Origin of the sequence: Bacillus cereus group sp. MYBK14-1 (genome assembly GCF_051916885.1) — a bacterium.
Lineage (GTDB): Bacteria > Bacillota > Bacilli > Bacillales > Bacillaceae_G > Bacillus_A > Bacillus_A cereus.
The window spans coordinates 1-16,766 of the sequence record NZ_JBQAHM010000031.1; the positions used below are offsets into that span (position 1 = coordinate 1).

Consider the following 16,766-nt stretch of genomic DNA (forward strand, 5'->3'; position numbering starts at 1 on the left):
AGCTATCAATATCAAAAATGAAGCAATACGCCTATTGGCGTTAGCATAGATAGCAATAAAATAACCCTTGGAACAAGGGAGTTAGCTCGGCTGTCTTAGGACGAATTCGTTGGCTACCAAAAGTAACGACTAACCGAGAAGCCCCCACTTCAAACAGTCCGTTAGGACGTTAAGTGGCGGGTAGTTCACAGATGTAGTTGGTTTATAAAGTTGATTCAGTAAGATGTATAAAATCAATATAGAATTACGTTTAACAAATTTGCATAATTCCTAAAAATACTTTTATAAGACGTTATTATAAAATAAGAAAGTAAAGAGAAATTTGAAATTATTAACCGTAAGATGGGGAATTGAATAGGATTATATTAATTACTTAATGCTGGGATATGTTTTAAATGGAAAACCAATTTAAAGAAATATTTGGTGCATGGGTAGCAGCAATAGGAACTATTACTTCCGCTATTGGAAGTACGCCTTTTGATTTTATAAGCAGTAATGTAAGAAAGGATTTAAATGTTTATGGAAACGTATTGCAAGCTGTTGGAAATGCTTTAGAAGCTGATGGTCAAGGAGAAGTGTCGCTTGAACAAATTGGTAATGAAATCCAATCGATTGGTAATGTTACTGTAATATCCGGATTGATTATTGAGTTTAAAGAAGAAACACAAATTAAATTAGTGATTGCTGGGAATTGGACACAGGCTTTGGGTGGACTTACAGCATTAGCAGATGAATTTGAGGATACATCCGATAAAGATGAATCCTTAAATATTATAGGAAACTTATTACAATCAATTGGGAATTCGTTACAAGCAATAGGAGGTATTGAAGAATTAAAAAGTATCAGGAATGAGGACCAATCTAATAAAGAAGGTAATGTAAATGATGTGAAGAAAGATATAGACACTCAGGTAAATATAAAAACTAATGAAAATGAAGAAGGGAAACTAATAGATATTATAGGAAGTTGGGTTCAAGCAGTTGGTTCTGTAATTTCATTAATTGGACAAATTCGTGAAGAGAGTGAGGAATTGGAAGGGAACGATGAATAGAGTGATTTAATAGAACAGTTAACAAATAATTATTTAAAAGTGAAAGCAAACAGAATATAGTCCGGCTAGAAAACTAGAGGACACCAATTCATTAAAGCGGCAAGTAAAGCTGTTTTAGGAATAGGTGTCCTTTATATTTTGAAAGGGAGATGGGGAATATCTTTTTTATATGCTTAGTAGGATATGTTGTTGGGGATCCCCTCTCATATTTCCGACACTCATAATTGATAGACCTGATGAAAGCACAATTTAGTGAGGGTGTTGAGAAAGCACAATGAATATTTAAATACATTTACGGTTACGTTAATGAATGTTACAAATATATACTTTTATTACTCTTAATAGGAGATGAAAAATTTATGGGTAAAGCTATTGAAGTTGCACTTCACGGAATTGTTGTCCTAGACACAGGAGGTGATGAAGATAATGATGAATTAGAAATTCGTGGTACCCTTATTGCACAGGCAGGATTTTCACCAAGCAGTATTCGAGAAACACGTCAAATGTGGCATAAAAGGAATAATGATGGTGTAAGTAGCGCTCAAGGTGACAATCACGTACACCTAATTCGTAACTTCTAAACTATGGTTCTTAATGATTTTGAAGTATTAGTTATTGGGGGGCACATAGCGGAGGAAGATACATTCAATGCAGATGATTACATGGGACACAATTTCGTAACACTAACTCAGGCTGAAATTGTCAATTTCCATCCTTATGGAAAAAATTTCCCTATATTTTTTCAGAATCTACCCAGCAGGTTCGAGTTGATTATACCGTAAAAAAGATAAACCTTTAAGGTATCCGTACTTTTTTTCAAAGAGAATAACATTTTCTGGCCTAACTATCATGAAAGAATAATGTATTCTTTCATACTGTGTGTTAGCCTCATGGGCAGCTAATGGGGGTGTTTGTATGACTGTTATCGCTAGCGTAAAAACTTGCCTTGCTAGTAAAAGGGGAACTCAAACAAGCTTAAGCTCTTTTTCCCTAAATTCTACAGAACGATGAAGCAAAACGCGTATTTCATGAATGTATACTAGAAATGGACAGTATCATCTCTGATTTAAAGGATAGAGTTTCAATATTAGAAAGTGAAGAACATTAATATAAATGGTGTTAAGTAGATTGGAGGAAATGACTATGTCTCACCTACCCGAATGGACGCTTGTTATTCTCCGCTCTGTATTCATATTAATTGTTTTATTCGCTATTACAAAATGTTTAGGAAAAAGGCAAATTTCTCACCTTTCCTTTTTTGAGTACATAGCGGGAATGACAATTGGTAGTATCGCGGGGCAAGTATCTACAGGGCTAGACCAAAAGTTTTTCCACGGCGTTTTTGCCATACTTACTTTCGCATCGTTTCCTTTTTTTGTCGGAATTCTTTCTTTAAAAAACAAAACGGCTCGAGATTTTTTTGAAGGGAAGTCTACAGTTTTAATAAAGGATGGCAAAGTACTTGAAGATAATTTAAAGAAAGAAAAATATACAAGTGATGAGTTACTCGAACTTCTTAGAGGTAATGGTGCATTCAGTATAGCTGAAGTCGAATTTGCTGTCTTAGAACCGAGCGGAGAATTAAATGTGTTATTAAAGAAAGATTCTCAACCACTTACTGCAAAAAATCTCGGTTTAAAAGTGCCAAATGAAAAAGAACCACAAAACGTTATTATGGATGGGAATGTACTAGATGAACCTCTTTCTGCAAGTGGGCATAACCGCGCTTGGTTACATTCTGAATTAGAAAAACTTGGTGTTGTCATCGAAAATGTGTTTCTCGGTCAAATTGACTCATATGGACAACTCACTATCGATATTTACAATGACAAACTCCAAATGCATTCTCCTCAAAACAAACCTTTATTATTAGCATCTCTAAAAAAATGTCATGCTGATCTTGAGCTATTTTCTTTAGAAACAAAATCGAAAAAGGCAAGTGAAATGTATGCTAAAAATGCACAAAAAATTGAAGCTATTTTAAACAAGACAGCTTACCTTTTAAAGGAATAAAAGGGTAGGCTGTCATCTTTATATTTTAGCGAATGAAAACAATATATAGGGAGAGTACTGCATGCACATCACGCTAATATTTTGAAGTGTCACCAAAAATGAAAATTTTATTGCTTTACAGTTATTTATGAGAATTCAACTCATTTTCTGCGTTTTGGGAAACTACTAGTTTCTTAAGTTTATGGGCATGTATGGTGACCCCTAATGGCGATGTGGAAGGCTAAAAAATACTACAAACTAATACCATTCTTTTTTAATAAGTTGATAACAAACATAAATCGTAATGATTATTATTTATTGCGAATTTCGAAAAGATGTACTATACTAGGTTCGTAAAATAAAACGTAATCATTACGTTTTGTATCGAAACGATATTTTCTTCATAGAATTGGAGGAAATAAACTTGTAAAAAAGAAAAGAGGAGAATTTCATGCAAAAAAAATTAACTATGTTTTCATTTCTACTTATTTTTACTTTAATTTTTGCTGGATGTTCTAATAAAAAAGAAGGTGCAGTAAAAAAAGATGAGAAACTTTCTGTTTATACAACTATTTTCCCACTTGCTGATTTCGCAAAAAAAATCGGTGGTGACTATATAACTGTTAAAGCAATATATCCACCTGGTGCAGATTCTCATACATTTGAACCAAGCCAAAAACAAACAGTGAAAATTGCGAAAGCCGATTTATTCATTTATAACGGTGCAGAATTAGAACCGTTTGCTGAAAAAATGGAAAAAACATTACAAAAAGAAAATATTAAAATTGTAAATGCATCAAAAGGCATCGAACTGCGCGCAGCAACCGAAGATGAACATCATGATCATGGAGATGGACATAAAGAAGATGAACATCATCACGATAAAGACCCACACGTGTGGTTAGACCCTATACTAGCGATGAAACAAGCTGAAAAAATCAAAAATGCTCTTGTAGAAATACAGCCTAATTATAAACAAGAATTCGAAAAGAATTTTGCAGCACTTCAAACTAAATTTACAGATTTAGATGATCAATTCAAAGCTGCTGTAGCAAATGCAAAAACGAAAGAAATTTTAGTTTCTCATGCAGCCTATGGTTACTGGGAACAACGCTATGGTTTAAAACAAATTCCTATCGCTGGGGTTTCAGCTTCTGATGAACCATCTCAAAAAGAGCTTGGTGAAATTACAAAAACAGTTAAAGAACACGGGTTAAAATACATCTTATTCGAAACGTTTTCTACTCCAAAAGTAGCATCAGTTATTCAGAGAGAAACTGGTACAAAAGTTTTACGCTTAAATCACCTTGCTACTATTTCTGAAGACGATGCGAAGAATAATAAAGATTACTTCACTTTAATGGAAGAAAATGTTAACGCTTTAAAGGAAGCAACACAATTCTCACTAGTTGCAGAAAAACCTTCTGAAAAGCAAGAGCAAACAACTGAAAGTCATACACATAAAAATGAACACAATCACAGTCATAATCATAGTCATGCTCATGATAAAGCAACAGAAAGAATTTATGAAGGATATTTTGAAGACAATCAAGTGAAGGATCGACCACTCTCCGATTGGAAAGGAGACTGGCAATCTGTATATCCGTATTTACAAGATGGAACGCTTGATGAGGTATTTGCTCACAAAGCGAAACATAAAGGTAAAATGTCAGCCAAAGAATATAAGGAGTATTATAATGAAGGATATCAAACAGATGTGAACCGTATCGTGATTCAAGGAGATACTGTAACATTCTACAAAAACAAAGAAGAATATTCTGGCAAGTATATCTATGATGGATACAAAATTTTGACATATGATGCAGGGAATAGAGGTGTAAGATACATATTTAAACTAGCAGATAAAACAGAAGGAGTTCCTCAGTATATTCAATTCAGTGATCATGGTATTTATCCGAATAAAGCTGATCACTACCACTTGTATTGGGGTGACAACCGTGAAGCTTTATTCGATGAAGTTATACACTGGCCTACCTATTACCCATCGGATATGAATGGACATGATATTGCGCACGAGATGATGGCGCATTAAATTAGGAATCACGATAATTACTTCTTTGAACAATATATAAAATTCAAAGATTATCAATCTAGAATTATATTTTTTATAGTAACAAATGATTTAATGAGATTAGGAGTATAAAATAACTAAATATTTAACGATAGTAAGAGCGTGTTTTAATAACAATTTTTAAAACACGCTTCTTTATATCTTTAAACCTTCGAAATGAATAAGCCTCATAGCGTGCCCCAATCCGAGATAATTGTCGTAAACGATTAGGATGTATACCTTTTGTATCAATATTTAACTTTAAGCCTTTTATATACTCTAAACGCTCAATTACCTTTAAAAAGGATTCTGGTGAAAATTGGCCAGGTATTTCTTTTAACCAAGCTAAATATGTTTTTTTAAGAATTAGGCATAAAGGGAAGTAGACTGCTTATTTTTTCTTTTTGTAAAAAAGATAAAGGAGATGTTAGCGTTTTAAATATAATTTCTTCAGCTCTTTTACGTGTTTCCCATATTGCCCTTTCTATTACTGCCATTGAAGGAAGTATAACTTGCCAAGTGCGTAATTCTTGCAATGCTGTCTCAATGAGATATGTAGTATTCCCATTATTTAATGCATGAGATTGAAGAAATTTAGATAATCTTCAATAATCTGTAGTTGTAAAATTGCGCAAACTATATTCCTTTCGAATTTCTTCTACATGTTCATACCTTGTAGCTTCCCGCTGGGCATATAGCCCCCAGTCTTCTGTACTTGCACCAATTTGTCTCGCTACAAATTCTAAAACTTCGTTAGGAATGTGCTCAATATCTGATAAAGTCCAACCTAAATATCGTAAAACACTTAATTGCATAGCAAAACCTAGTCGATTATAATCCCTCCGATGACGATTAATGATTTGTTTATCGTGCTGACTGAAGGTAAAGTATGTACTTAAAGTCCATTCACTAATATCAGAGGGGATTTGCATATAACGCTTTCGTTCTTCTGCTGTAAGAAGTTCTCGTACTCTCACATACATAAGAATGCCTCCCCTTGCTATTTTTCATAAAACTATGCTCTTTTACTTTTGTTAGAATTTTAATTTTATTATCTCATAACCTTCGTGAGGTAGGAATAATGGACAGGATTCTAAATCTTGATAAGCTTGTCTATTTTATTTAGCTAATTGCCTCTTTATTGTTTTGATTGTTGTTATATGAAAAAACAATAAGGAAAGAGTTTATATAATTTTTGGGAAATGTATTTATTATCATATAATTAGCCATTTTATAAAAGAAGACACAAATGAAGGGAAAAGTGTTAGTTATGAAATCTAAACCATTAAAATCGGATGATTGTTCTACAATTGATTACGGGGATTTTCAATCACCTATTAAAATTCAACCTGATTGTGCTGTAGAAATGCAAGATCGAGGTGAAATAATACTTAATTATGATCGTACATTCATCTCCATAGAAGACGAAGGGGATACAATTAAAGTTCATAATGATGAAAGTGGTTTTGCTATTATTAACGGAAGAAATTTTCAATTAAAAGAATTTCATTTTCATGTAGGGAACAAAGAGGAAGAGCAACATGAAAGTGAACATGTTATAGAAGGTCATTGTTATAAAATGGAGCTTCATTTAGTACACACAAGTCAAGTAGGCAGAATAGCTGTGTTAAGTGTTTTTTTCAAAATTGGACGTGAAAACTCTGCGATCCAAACAATACTGAATAATTTAAATAAAAAAAACGTAGTAACAACTACAATAGATATTGATATTAAAGAATTACTACCACATGAGACCGTATACTATCACTATCTAGGTTCATTAACCACAAGTGGATGTATTGAAAATGTAGAATGGTATGTATTTGAAACATCAATAGAGATGTCTCAAGAGCAGTATAATATATTTAAGACACATTATTCTGGTAATGTAAGGAAAATCCAGAATCTGAATGGAAGAAAAATACTCAAAAAGAAAATCAAGTTATTCCCCAAATAAGCATTTCAATAGTTATCCATAATAAACAAGAATTATATGCACTATGAATATTTATATGAATTTATGCCGTTCGAACTTGATTCTAATCGGCTAAATCTCCACCAAATGTATTTGTTGCACGAACATCACTAAATGTAGTTATGAATGGAGCCAAATCGATATAAATATAATTAAAACGAAAATAATCAGTAGATATTTTAGAGGTTCCATAACATACTCCTTTTAGACATTAGTATATGTGAAAGAGTGATAAAGCATCCATTTAGGTGCTTTATATAATGGAGAAAGATATAGTGGTATTAATGAACTCTCTTTATTCAGGAAAAATAAGTGAAATTATTAAGTATTGGGTTGAGAAAAAAAGAATACGTGGGTGATTATTAATACGCAGCAGATTCCTTTTCTTTAATACATTTAAAATGCAAGTTTTTATTTATTATTGAGCTTCTATAAATTTAAAAATACTTACCTTTAATCTCTTAACACTAATATCTCTTCTAAGTTCTATAAAATTCCGGATTTTCTTTTCATTAAACGATAAATAATATATGTAATGAAGACAAGACTTATTCACAGCATATTACATCGTTTGGTACACTAAGTAATTAAATATAGAAGTTTAATCTCAAACGAGGTAGTGGGTACTACCTCGTTTTTATTTTAAGTGTAAAAAGAGAGGATGTGTCAACTTTTTGAACAGAAGTAAATTTTTCGAAAAATAAAAACTATAACGTTTGACTGTACGGTTTTCTGTATGCTATTATTTAGCTAATTTAAGTGAAGGGGTGACGGATCATTGGGAACCGATATCGAATCGGAGAGGTGGCAGAGCTGGCTCAGGTTTCGAAAAGAACCATTGATTATTATACGAATTTAGGCTTATTAGAAGCAAAACGTTCCAATAAAAATTATCGTTACTACGATGAATCGGCAGTGGATCGTTTGAAATTCATTGAAAAATGCAAACAATTAAATATGAAACTTAGTGAGATTAGAAAAGTATTAGATAATCAACAAAATCAAACAGTATTAAACCATAAACTTGCAGGACAAGTGAATGATGTGTCGGGACATCTTCAACAATTAGAACATGAACTAATGCATTTGAAGCCTTTACTGGATAATCTGACAGAAGAGCAAAAGAAACTTTATATGAAGGGACTATCCGGTCAAGTAACGACACTGATTCAAACGCTTGTTTTATTTTTAAGTTAAAGGAGAAATGAATCGATGTTCTTTCACCCGATGGATTTTCTGATTTTAATTGCATTTGGCTTATCCATATGGGCACAATTTAAAGTAAAAGGAAATTTTAATAAGTGGTCTGAAGTAAATGCTTCTTCAGGACTCAGTGGTGCTGAGGTAGCACGAAAAATTTTAGATAATAATGGACTGTATCATGTACCAATTGAAGTTGTCCCAGGAAGACTTTCAGATCATTATGATCCCACAGTTCGGGTGGTACGACTATCAGAGGATGTATAACTATGGAAACTCTATTGCCTCTGTATCAGCTGCGGCACATGAAGTAGGGCATGCCATTCAACATGATCAATCGTATGGTTTCTTAAGCCTTCGGCATAAAATGTTTCCTGTTGCAAATATTGCATCCGGTATTGCACCATTTTTATTACTGGGTGGCTTCTTGTTTCAGGCCTTCTCATTAATAGGGATAGGTATTATTTTCTTCTCCGCAGCGGTAGCATTTCAATTAATTACGTTGCCAGTAGAATTTAATGCGAGTGCTCGTGCAAAACAATTAATGCTTGCAGAAGGAATGATTTCTGATCAAGATACTAAAGGTGTGAATAAAGTACTAGGAGCCGCTGCCTTAACATATGTAGCCGCTACATTAATTTCAGTTCTGGAATTAGTAAAATATGTAATGATTTTCTTCCAAGGAAATGAAGAAAACTAAAAGTATATAAATAAGAATGTTTTTTTATAGGAGGTGGATCCTTTAGTTTCTAAGAAACTAAAGGTATTAGTTGGAAATATTGAATCTAGTGTTGGTAGCAGTTCTAATTGGTTTTACAGGCTTTTTCGTAGCAGCCGAATTTGCGATTGTAAAAATTAGAAGTTCGAAAGTTGATCAATTTGTATTAGAAGGTAAAAAGGGTGCCTTAGCAGCTAAAAAAGTAACATCAAATTTAGATGAATACTTGTCAGCGTGTCAATTAGGGATTACAGTGACGGCGATGGGATTAGGTTGGTTAGGTGAACCAACGATTGAGAGATTGTTACATCCTTTATTTGAAAGATGGGATATTAATTCTTCTCTCGCAGGCATTTTATCTCTAGCAATTGCATTTACTTTAATGACTTATCTACATGTTGTAGTAGGTGAATTGGCACCCAAAACATTCGCGATTCAAAAAGCTGAAAAAGTGACATTATTACTCTCTACCCCACTTATTTGGTTCTATAAAATTATGTATCCATTCATTCGATTATTGAATGGATCAGCAAGAATGTTAACTCAATTATTTGGTTTAAAACCAGTATCTGAACATGAAGTTGCACACTCAGAAGAAGAGTTGCGCCTCATCCTTTCAGAAAGTTATGAGCGTGGTGAAATTAACCAAGCAGAGTATAAATATGTAAATAATATTTTTGAATTTGATAATCGTATTGCAAAAGAAATTATGGTACCCCGTACAGAAATTATTGGTTTACACGTAGATAATTCTCTAGAGGAACATATTAATACAATACAAAGTGAAAAATATACGCGTTATCCTGTATTTGGAGAAGATAAAGACGAGATTATCGGTATGGTGAATGTAAAAGACTTCTTTATTCGTTATATAAACAAGAGTACAGAATCATTTGATACAATTCGTCCGTACACACGTCCAGTTATTCAAGTAATTGAGACAATTCCAATTCATGATTTAATGTTAGAAATGCAGAAGAAACGTATTCCATTAGCTGTATTATATGATGAATATGGTGGAACTGCAGGTATTGTTACAATTGAGGATATTCTTGAAGAAATTGTTGGGGAAATTAGAGATGAGTATGATGAAGATGAACATGCTCCGATCCAACATGTGAGTGAAACTCATAAGATTGTAGATGGAAAAGTATTAATAAGCGAATTAAATGACTTACTAGATTTACATTTAGACGATAAAGATGTAGACACCATTGGTGGTTGGGTCATGATGCAGAATTATCATATGCAAGAAGGACAGTCTGTTGAATCCGAAGGATATGAATTTAAAATTATTTCGAAAGAATCACATCATATAAAACGAATAGAAATTCAAAAAGCTAAAGAGCATGAACAAGAAGATGAAAGTAAGTAAACGGTAACAGAGTAGTTACCGTTTGGATTCTCTAATGAATAAAATAAATACATTATAAGAAAAAAGGGAGAGACAAAATGTTTAAAAAGATTTTGGCTAAATTCGGTAAAGGTGCAGCAACAGTAGATTTGCGTTTTAAAAACCCATCTTATTCTGCTGGAGAAACACTGCATGGAGAAGCTTGGATTGAAGGCGGTCAAGTTGAACAAAAAATGAATAACCTTACAGCGGACTTCATGATGAGTGTTGTCACAAAACAAGGATCTGTTACACGTAAGGTAGCAACTATTCCATTGAACGGATCCTATAACATTCTTCCAGAGGAGTCCAAGGTAATCTCATTTTCTTATGATATCCCAAGGGATCTTCCTGTATCTAGAGGGGGCGTTTCTTACTATTTTGATACGCACTTAGACATTGAAGGTGGCGTAGATCGAAAAGACTTTGATCGTCTTGTTATTGAAGCACCGGAAGAAGTACAAAATGTTTTTTATGCATTGAATCGATTAGGGTTCCAAGAAAAATCTACATCGGGTAAATTAGATACATGGGGCCAAGAGTTTTCCTTTTTCCCAAGAGAATTATTTGTAAACGAAGTTGATGAAATAGAGGTTCGTTTTGCTTATGAAGAGTCAGGGATTCGCATTTGGATGGAAGTAGATTGCAGAACCAGACATGGGGAAATGGAAGCAAGACGTGAGTTTTTCATTGAACAAGATGTATTGAAAGAAAGTAGACAAATAGCTAATATTTTAAAAGATTATATAAATGAAATGGTAAAGGATCCGCATGCTTATGCACAACCATTCTCATATCAAACACAACAAAACTATGATCATGTTCATCAGGGTAGTAACGGAGGTAGTCCAATTGCGGGTATGATTGGTGGTCTAGCTGTCGGCATATTAGGTGGCATGTTATTGAATGAACTAATGGATGGATTAGGTGCAGATGAAATGGTAGAAGAAGCAACCGAAGAATTAGGATTGAATGAGGAAGAATCATTTCTAGGTGGTTTCTTTGGAGATAGTGATGAAGAGTAAGATTATCTCTATAAAATATTAATATTTTTATTAACCCCTGACTTATGTATAAAGTCAGGGGTATTTTTGTTTCGTATAGAACAATGATATTCTTATATTTTTCGATAGTTTAAAATACTATACTCGCACGATTAGTTAAGCCAAGGTACATTCTTTTTATGTGAATTTTAAATTGAAGATTTGATATAATTTAAAGTTCATATGTTTATACAGAATCGTTCTTAAATAATAAGCCTTGTGCGCAATATTGAATAATATCTCTTCTTTTAACAATACCTATAAAAATCCCATCGTCATCTATAACAGGAACAAAATTTTGTTCCATAGCTCTTGATAAAAGGTCTTCAATTTCCGCATTGATGGAAACTGGTTCATTTGTACGGTGTAAAGAAACTTCACTCAGAACAACTTGTTGAGTGTTATTAAAACTTAATGATGAAGTATTTTTGAGTTTCCATAATAAATCTCCTTCTGTAAGTGTACCTGCATATTCTCCCTCATTATTGACCAAGGGGATAGCTGTATATCGGTGGTATTCCAACTTTTCTAAAGCCTGGCGCATTGTTGAATTTATATTTATATAAACCAATTCACTTTTGGGTGTAAGAAAAAATGCAATGTTCATGCTATTGAATCTCCTTTTTATAGCTTATTTACTTATTATTCTTTATATTTTATTTGTAGATTATTTGAACGATTGGTTACTGCTTTAATGATTGATTTCCCAACTATCAAAATCAGTATCCTTTTTATATACATTCTCTATAACATTACCGTGCCAAATATTTTTATATTCAGGTCTCCCCATCTTAACGTTATACTCACTTATGTCACCATTTCTATTCTGCCACTCAGGATTTTCACAAGCATACCTGTAATTAAATATACGTGCCCTTTTTAATGTTTTAAATGTAATAGGGAAATGCTTTTCTTTACCATCTTTGCAACCAATTACTCGATATGCCTTACTTTGTTCTCCAACAGTTTTAAAATAGGGTTCTGTAAAATCTTGTATGATTTTTATATAAACATCTCCCTTTCTAAGCGCTTTAGAAATATTATATAGCATAAAAAAGAATTTTATGGAAGTACTTTATTAAATATATAGTTTAATAATAAATAGCTAGTGTTGCTTTAAACTAAAGGATAAGCAAAAACATTGAATAGCCCCTTGTTGTTCTACAAGGGGTTAAATCTTTTTTTATGAATAGAGGTGTGACTTTATACATCTCCTTAAAGCTCAAATACGTGGATCCTGCCAGAAATTTAAAGGGAAGTGATTGCTTTCATGATATGCCTCAAATTCATACCCTTTTTCCTTTAACCCTTTTATGATGGCTGGTACGGCTGCAACTGCTTGAGGGTGAATATCATGCATTAATATAACTTCTTGGGACTTCTTTGCATTAGTAAGTACATTTTGAGCAATATTTATGGAAGCCGACTCTATAGGTACGTTATTATACTTCCAATCTAGGGAGTCAATTGTCCAATCCCATACTTTAAATCTACCATCTACTACCTTATTACGAAGTTCTTCATTTAATCCAGGCATAGAACCATAAGGAGGTCGGGTTAATTGTGGTTTTTCTCTAATAATGTTCGCTATTAAATTTTGATTTGTTGTCATTTCATTAACATAGTCACCATTTGTATATAATTTTTTGAAATCATGAGTCATGCTATGCATACCCACATAATGACCTTCTGTTTTTTCTCGTTTTACTAAATCAGGATATGCCTTTACATTCTTACCAGTTAAGAAAAAAGTTGCTTTTACATCCTGTTGTTTTAGTATATCCAAAAGCTCAGCTGTATATTTTCCTGGTCCATCATCAAATGTAAGATATGCAATTTTACGTATTTGACCGTTAAATTGGTTAGGTACTGGTTTGTTTATCTCTACGTTATGCTGCTCGCTTACAAACTGAATTGAGTTCTCTTGGTTTGTTACCCCTCTTGCAGGTGATGCAATTGATTGAATCACAAAATAAGTAATGACTACTAGAGCTACCGTTAGAATTGATATTACGAATTTTTTGGCCTGAAATCTTATTTTCACTCTCTATATTCCTTCCTCTACCTATTAGCAATAATTTGTTTAAATACAATTATACCAAATTACATCTGGTACCAAACAAATAGTATAATTTACCTTATTTTCGAGTATTTCACTAATTAATAAGAAATGTATTTTTCTTAACCGTTTAAACAGGTATACCTATATACATGATAGTTCATATGTAAAAAGTTAGTTTACATCTTTTTATAATTTGTTAAATACGTCAATACATATCCAATTAAAAACCCATTGAAATCAGCATATATGTATGATATCAATGGGTTTTTATGAGTTTAATATTTCGTATTTTTTGTAAAATTCATTGTTAGAAATACGTCTAAAATGACAAAAGTGAAAATTTTATCTCTAATTGATTTTAAATAAAATTCAAGTTTCTAATCTACTTACATTAAATCATTCTTTTATTTTTTGTATAGACAGGGTGTACCTAATGGTAGCATTAAATATTTAATGAAATTACATTAGCGATAGGATAATGCTTGTTTCCCTAATGCTTCCCACGATTGAATGAAAATCTCTTGGTTTACTTTGTGTGCTTTTTTCACAGTTAATGGGTCATTGATATAAATGTATTTGTCCTCCAAACCTACAATAACAACAGCATGTAAATCCAAAGGCGCTGTAATTTTTTTGTCATCATGTTTCCAAGACTCCCATCTATCTGGAAGGCGATAATCTCCTGTAGTCCATACTACTACAGGTTTACCGAGCTTAATTTGAGTTAACACAGTATTAAAGGTTTTTCCTGTTAAGTTTACTGTGCGATTTGGTAGATAACGTTCCATCAATTCTTGTAACGGTTGAACGTGGACAGCGTACCCCTTATTTTTTCCAGTTATATCTCCGACAAAACCTTCTTTAGGATCTCCCCATTGAATGATGTCTCCACTTTTATTTGTAGACAGTGGCGTAGGATCTTTTTTTATCTCGTTAGCTAAATCCATTTTATTAACTTTAATGCCTGCATGCTGTAATACCATCGCTAAGCTTGTAACTTCGCATCCATATTTTAATTCTGGCTTTTGTGATATAAGCGGCACATCTAAAATTATTTTTTTAGTGGCTGGAGTGGGGGCTGATTGCAAAGATTTACTTTTGGGCATAGAATGTGTGGTATTTTGAATCAATTTGTTATCTTCTTGTTTAACTTGTAATTCATTCTTTTTAAGCGAGGGTGTTTTTTCTGAACATCCCGCTAAAATTAAAACTAAGGCATACAAAGTTAGAAATCTTTTCATAGCATTCACCTTTTTAATAGTAATTACTTAATACCGTAATATTCCGATATCTAATATTTTTTAGAGGTATAGAACGTTTCATAAGCTTCATTTTATGTGGCAAAGTCCAATTACCTACGTGTGGTAAAAAGGAAGCCCACGCGCACCAATTAATAATTTGTGACTTTAAGTTACAGTTATAGTATAAGCGAGTTGAGGAGAGCTATGCTGGAATAAAAAGTATTAAAAGCTTTATTCTCAAAATTACTAATGAACCAAGGATATATCTGTCTAAAATGTTTCGTTAATCTGAATTAAATTTTCTAAATGTTTTAAATTTTTAAAATAAGGAAATGGATATTGAATGCTTTAAAAAAATAGGAAGAGAGTATATTTCTTTCTTTTTATACAAATTATTAAGGGTAAAATACTTATGAAATCAGTAGGTATTATTAAAAGATTATAAATTGTTGAGGTGATTCAATATATGCCAAAGTTAGATGTAGAGGGATGTAGTCTTTACTACATAGTAAAAGGAGAAGGGACTCCTATCATTTTTATTCACCCGCCTACACTTACCTGTGAAAATTTTGAATATCAGATAAAAGAATTATCTAGAAATTTTAAAGTAATCGGTTTTGATGTTAGAGGGCATGGGAACAGTCAGAGTTCAAGTCAGCCAATTACATATTCACTAATTGCTAAAGATATGAAGAGTTTACTGGATTATTTGAATATAAAAAAGTCTTTTGTATGTGGGTATTCAACAGGAAGCTCAGTTGCCTTGGAATTTTTATTAACATACCCCGAAAATAGTTTAGGAGGAATTCTTATAGGTGGAATGTCAGAAGTTCGTCGAGGGTATTTAAAAAATAAGATTTCTCTTGGAGTCCAATTAGCGAAAGCAAGAGCAATTTCATTTTTAGCATTTGCCATTTCATGGGGGAATTCTAATACAAAAAAATTATTTAAAAGAATGTTTCGAGAAGCTCGGAAAGGTAATGCAAAAAATATCGAACAATATTATCGTTATAGTTTGCAATATAATTGTACAAATCGCCTTAAAGACATTCATCTACCTATGTTATTAGTTTATGGACAAAATGACAAAACTTTTTATAGTCATGCAAATTTACTGCATGAAGAATTACCATGTAATGAATTAAGATTTATTAAGGGTGCAAAACATCAAATACCAACAAAAGCGGCTACAGATTTAAATCAAATGATTGAGCAGTTTGTTTGTACTCATTCTAAGGTGCCTAAAGAAGTTCATAAATCATAAAGTATTATCTGAGATCTAAAAGGGATTTAAAATTAATATTTTCAAAAAGGATAACGGGATGAGATTTTTTTCTAAATTTAAAAATTATAATTAACAGTAGATTAATTATAAATGAAATCATGGAAACAGGGGATTTTAGGGAATAAAAGATAGAAAAGCAATTAATATACCTAATGGACAATGAAGATATGAGTTAAAAGAAGATAAATAAAAAATTAACAAGTGGAGATGTCGAAAAACTAATTGGAGTCACCATATGCAAAAAAGAGAATTGTACGTATTAAAAGAGATTAGCCGATTTCCTGTAATATAAGGAACCGGCTATCTGCTTTTTTATGGGGGTGTTGTGTTTTAATAGTGACAGTTATTAACAGTTATTAGTTTGAATTAATTTGTTTCTTTTGTGTGTTAGGTGTAATTTCATCAGCAAATTCCATATTTACCAAGTTTACTTTGGATGGAATAAATGTTCTTGTTTTAATTTAACGAATTTCCCGAAAGAATTCTCCTTCCTCAAGCGTGTGAAAGGCGTAGCTCAACGGTAGGTGGGAGATGAATTTCGGTTTGGCGTAGCCAAAAGGTTTTCCTTTTTATTTTGCCTCTGATATAATCAGTCTAATAAATTATAAAGGCTGGTATATAAGTGAAATTAGATAGTAATAACCATTCAGTATTCTTGTTGTATTATCACCTTGTGTTGGTCGTGAAATACAGAAGAAATGTGTTTGATGATGATATGTCAGACTATGCAAAAG

At 32.5% G+C, this 16,766-nt stretch carries 14 protein-coding genes and 4 pseudogenes; 13 read left to right on the forward strand and 5 right to left on the reverse strand.

The genetic code is table 11. The features are described from left to right. Positions 1–395 precede the first annotated feature (395 nt). The 6 genes and pseudogenes from ACTFR3_RS29635 (at position 396) to ACTFR3_RS29660 (ending at position 5,097) form a co-directional block, all read left to right on the forward strand. On the forward strand, positions 396–1,052 hold the full coding sequence (locus tag ACTFR3_RS29635; protein ID WP_440045135.1) for a DUF6944 family repetitive protein: 657 nt from the start codon (positions 396–398) through the stop codon (positions 1,050–1,052). Positions 1,053–1,411: 359 nt separating this feature from the next. Continuing rightward, positions 1,412–1,633: a hypothetical protein gene (locus ACTFR3_RS29640; RefSeq protein WP_098853024.1), complete on the forward strand. Its 222-nt coding sequence runs from the start codon at positions 1,412–1,414 to the stop codon at positions 1,631–1,633. Between the two features lie 334 nt (positions 1,634–1,967). Then, positions 1,968–2,160 (forward strand): annotated as a pseudogene (locus ACTFR3_RS29645) (DUF1657 domain-containing protein). 35 nt (positions 2,161–2,195) lie between these two features. Next, positions 2,196–3,065, forward strand: coding sequence for a DUF421 domain-containing protein (locus ACTFR3_RS29650; protein ID WP_098853025.1), 870 nt, complete (start codon positions 2,196–2,198; stop codon positions 3,063–3,065). A gap of 448 nt (positions 3,066–3,513) precedes the next feature. Next, a pseudogene (locus ACTFR3_RS29655) lies at positions 3,514–4,425 on the forward strand (metal ABC transporter substrate-binding protein); the annotation flags it as partial. Continuing rightward, positions 4,405–5,097 (forward strand): metal-binding protein ZinT, encoded by a 693-nt coding sequence (locus ACTFR3_RS29660; protein ID WP_440045140.1) that lies wholly within the window; start codon positions 4,405–4,407, stop codon positions 5,095–5,097. The pseudogene ACTFR3_RS29655 and the gene ACTFR3_RS29660, both read left to right, overlap by 21 nt. 154 nt (positions 5,098–5,251) lie before the next feature. Here the strand turns inward: ACTFR3_RS29660 and ACTFR3_RS29665 are convergent. Then, positions 5,252–6,098 (reverse strand): annotated as a pseudogene (locus ACTFR3_RS29665) (DUF4158 domain-containing protein); the annotation flags it as partial. Positions 6,099–6,385: 287 nt separating this feature from the next. Here ACTFR3_RS29665 and ACTFR3_RS29670 point away from each other — a divergent pair. The 5 genes and pseudogenes from ACTFR3_RS29670 (at position 6,386) to ACTFR3_RS29690 (ending at position 11,426) form a co-directional block, all read left to right on the forward strand. Further along, complete coding sequence (locus tag ACTFR3_RS29670) at positions 6,386–7,072, forward strand: carbonic anhydrase family protein (protein ID WP_400154776.1); 687 nt, start codon at positions 6,386–6,388, stop codon at positions 7,070–7,072. A gap of 795 nt (positions 7,073–7,867) precedes the next feature. Continuing rightward, a complete protein-coding gene (locus tag ACTFR3_RS29675; RefSeq protein ID WP_098281857.1) occupies positions 7,868–8,287 on the forward strand; it encodes a MerR family transcriptional regulator in 420 nt (139 codons plus the stop codon). Positions 8,288–8,302: 15 nt separating this feature from the next. After that, positions 8,303–8,990, forward strand: a pseudogene (locus ACTFR3_RS29680) (zinc metallopeptidase). A 70-nt stretch (positions 8,991–9,060) separates the two neighbouring features. Continuing rightward, positions 9,061–10,383: a hemolysin family protein gene (locus ACTFR3_RS29685; RefSeq protein ID WP_440045136.1), complete on the forward strand. Its 1,323-nt coding sequence runs from the start codon at positions 9,061–9,063 to the stop codon at positions 10,381–10,383. Between the two features lie 77 nt (positions 10,384–10,460). After that, positions 10,461–11,426, forward strand: coding sequence for a sporulation protein (locus ACTFR3_RS29690; RefSeq protein ID WP_440045137.1), 966 nt, complete (start codon positions 10,461–10,463; stop codon positions 11,424–11,426). A 205-nt stretch (positions 11,427–11,631) separates the two neighbouring features. Here ACTFR3_RS29690 and ACTFR3_RS29695 read toward each other — a convergent pair whose 3' ends face one another. From ACTFR3_RS29695 to ACTFR3_RS29710, 4 genes are all read right to left on the reverse strand, one after another. After that, entirely contained in the window at positions 11,632–12,051 is a 420-nt protein-coding gene (locus ACTFR3_RS29695; RefSeq protein ID WP_098281854.1) for a CBS domain-containing protein, read from the reverse strand. An 84-nt stretch (positions 12,052–12,135) separates the two neighbouring features. Beyond that, a complete protein-coding gene (locus tag ACTFR3_RS29700) occupies positions 12,136–12,495 on the reverse strand; it encodes a hypothetical protein (RefSeq protein WP_440045138.1) in 360 nt (119 codons plus the stop codon). A gap of 171 nt (positions 12,496–12,666) precedes the next feature. Then, the gene (locus ACTFR3_RS29705; protein WP_098281852.1) at positions 12,667–13,488 is read right to left on the reverse strand and encodes a peptidoglycan-N-acetylglucosamine deacetylase; all 822 of its coding nucleotides are present in this window, start codon (positions 13,486–13,488) and stop codon (positions 12,667–12,669) included. 482 nt (positions 13,489–13,970) lie between these two features. Next, positions 13,971–14,747: a C39 family peptidase gene (locus tag ACTFR3_RS29710; RefSeq protein WP_440045139.1), complete on the reverse strand. Its 777-nt coding sequence runs from the start codon at positions 14,745–14,747 to the stop codon at positions 13,971–13,973. Positions 14,748–15,213: 466 nt separating this feature from the next. On the opposite strand from ACTFR3_RS29710, the gene ACTFR3_RS29715 reads away from it, so the two are divergent. Both ACTFR3_RS29715 and ACTFR3_RS29720 read left to right on the forward strand, forming a co-directional pair. Continuing rightward, complete coding sequence (locus ACTFR3_RS29715; RefSeq protein ID WP_336975097.1) at positions 15,214–16,011, forward strand: alpha/beta fold hydrolase; 798 nt, start codon at positions 15,214–15,216, stop codon at positions 16,009–16,011. A 643-nt stretch (positions 16,012–16,654) separates the two neighbouring features. Further along, a partial coding sequence (locus ACTFR3_RS29720) for a transposase (RefSeq protein WP_173601128.1) occupies positions 16,655–16,766 on the forward strand: 112 nt, incomplete at its 3' end.

Bases quoted from the DNA above. Each gene is read 5' to 3' on its own strand.
- ACTFR3_RS29635 (WP_440045135.1), top strand. From the start codon at position 396: ATGGAAAACCAATTTAAAGAAATATTTGGTGCATGGGTAGCAGCAATA.
- ACTFR3_RS29640 (WP_098853024.1), top strand. From the start codon at position 1,412: ATGGGTAAAGCTATTGAAGTTGCACTTCACGGAATTGTTGTCCTAGAC.
- ACTFR3_RS29650 (WP_098853025.1), top strand. From the start codon at position 2,196: ATGTCTCACCTACCCGAATGGACGCTTGTTATTCTCCGCTCTGTATTC.
- ACTFR3_RS29660 (WP_440045140.1), top strand. From the start codon at position 4,405: ATGGAAGAAAATGTTAACGCTTTAAAGGAAGCAACACAATTCTCACTA.
- ACTFR3_RS29670 (WP_400154776.1), top strand. From the start codon at position 6,386: ATGAAATCTAAACCATTAAAATCGGATGATTGTTCTACAATTGATTAC.
- ACTFR3_RS29690 (WP_440045137.1), top strand. From the start codon at position 10,461: ATGTTTAAAAAGATTTTGGCTAAATTCGGTAAAGGTGCAGCAACAGTA.
- ACTFR3_RS29695 (WP_098281854.1), bottom strand. From the start codon at position 12,051: ATGAACATTGCATTTTTTCTTACACCCAAAAGTGAATTGGTTTATATA.
- ACTFR3_RS29700 (WP_440045138.1), bottom strand. From the start codon at position 12,495: ATGCTATATAATATTTCTAAAGCGCTTAGAAAGGGAGATGTTTATATA.
- ACTFR3_RS29710 (WP_440045139.1), bottom strand. From the start codon at position 14,747: ATGAAAAGATTTCTAACTTTGTATGCCTTAGTTTTAATTTTAGCGGGA.
- ACTFR3_RS29715 (WP_336975097.1), top strand. From the start codon at position 15,214: ATGCCAAAGTTAGATGTAGAGGGATGTAGTCTTTACTACATAGTAAAA.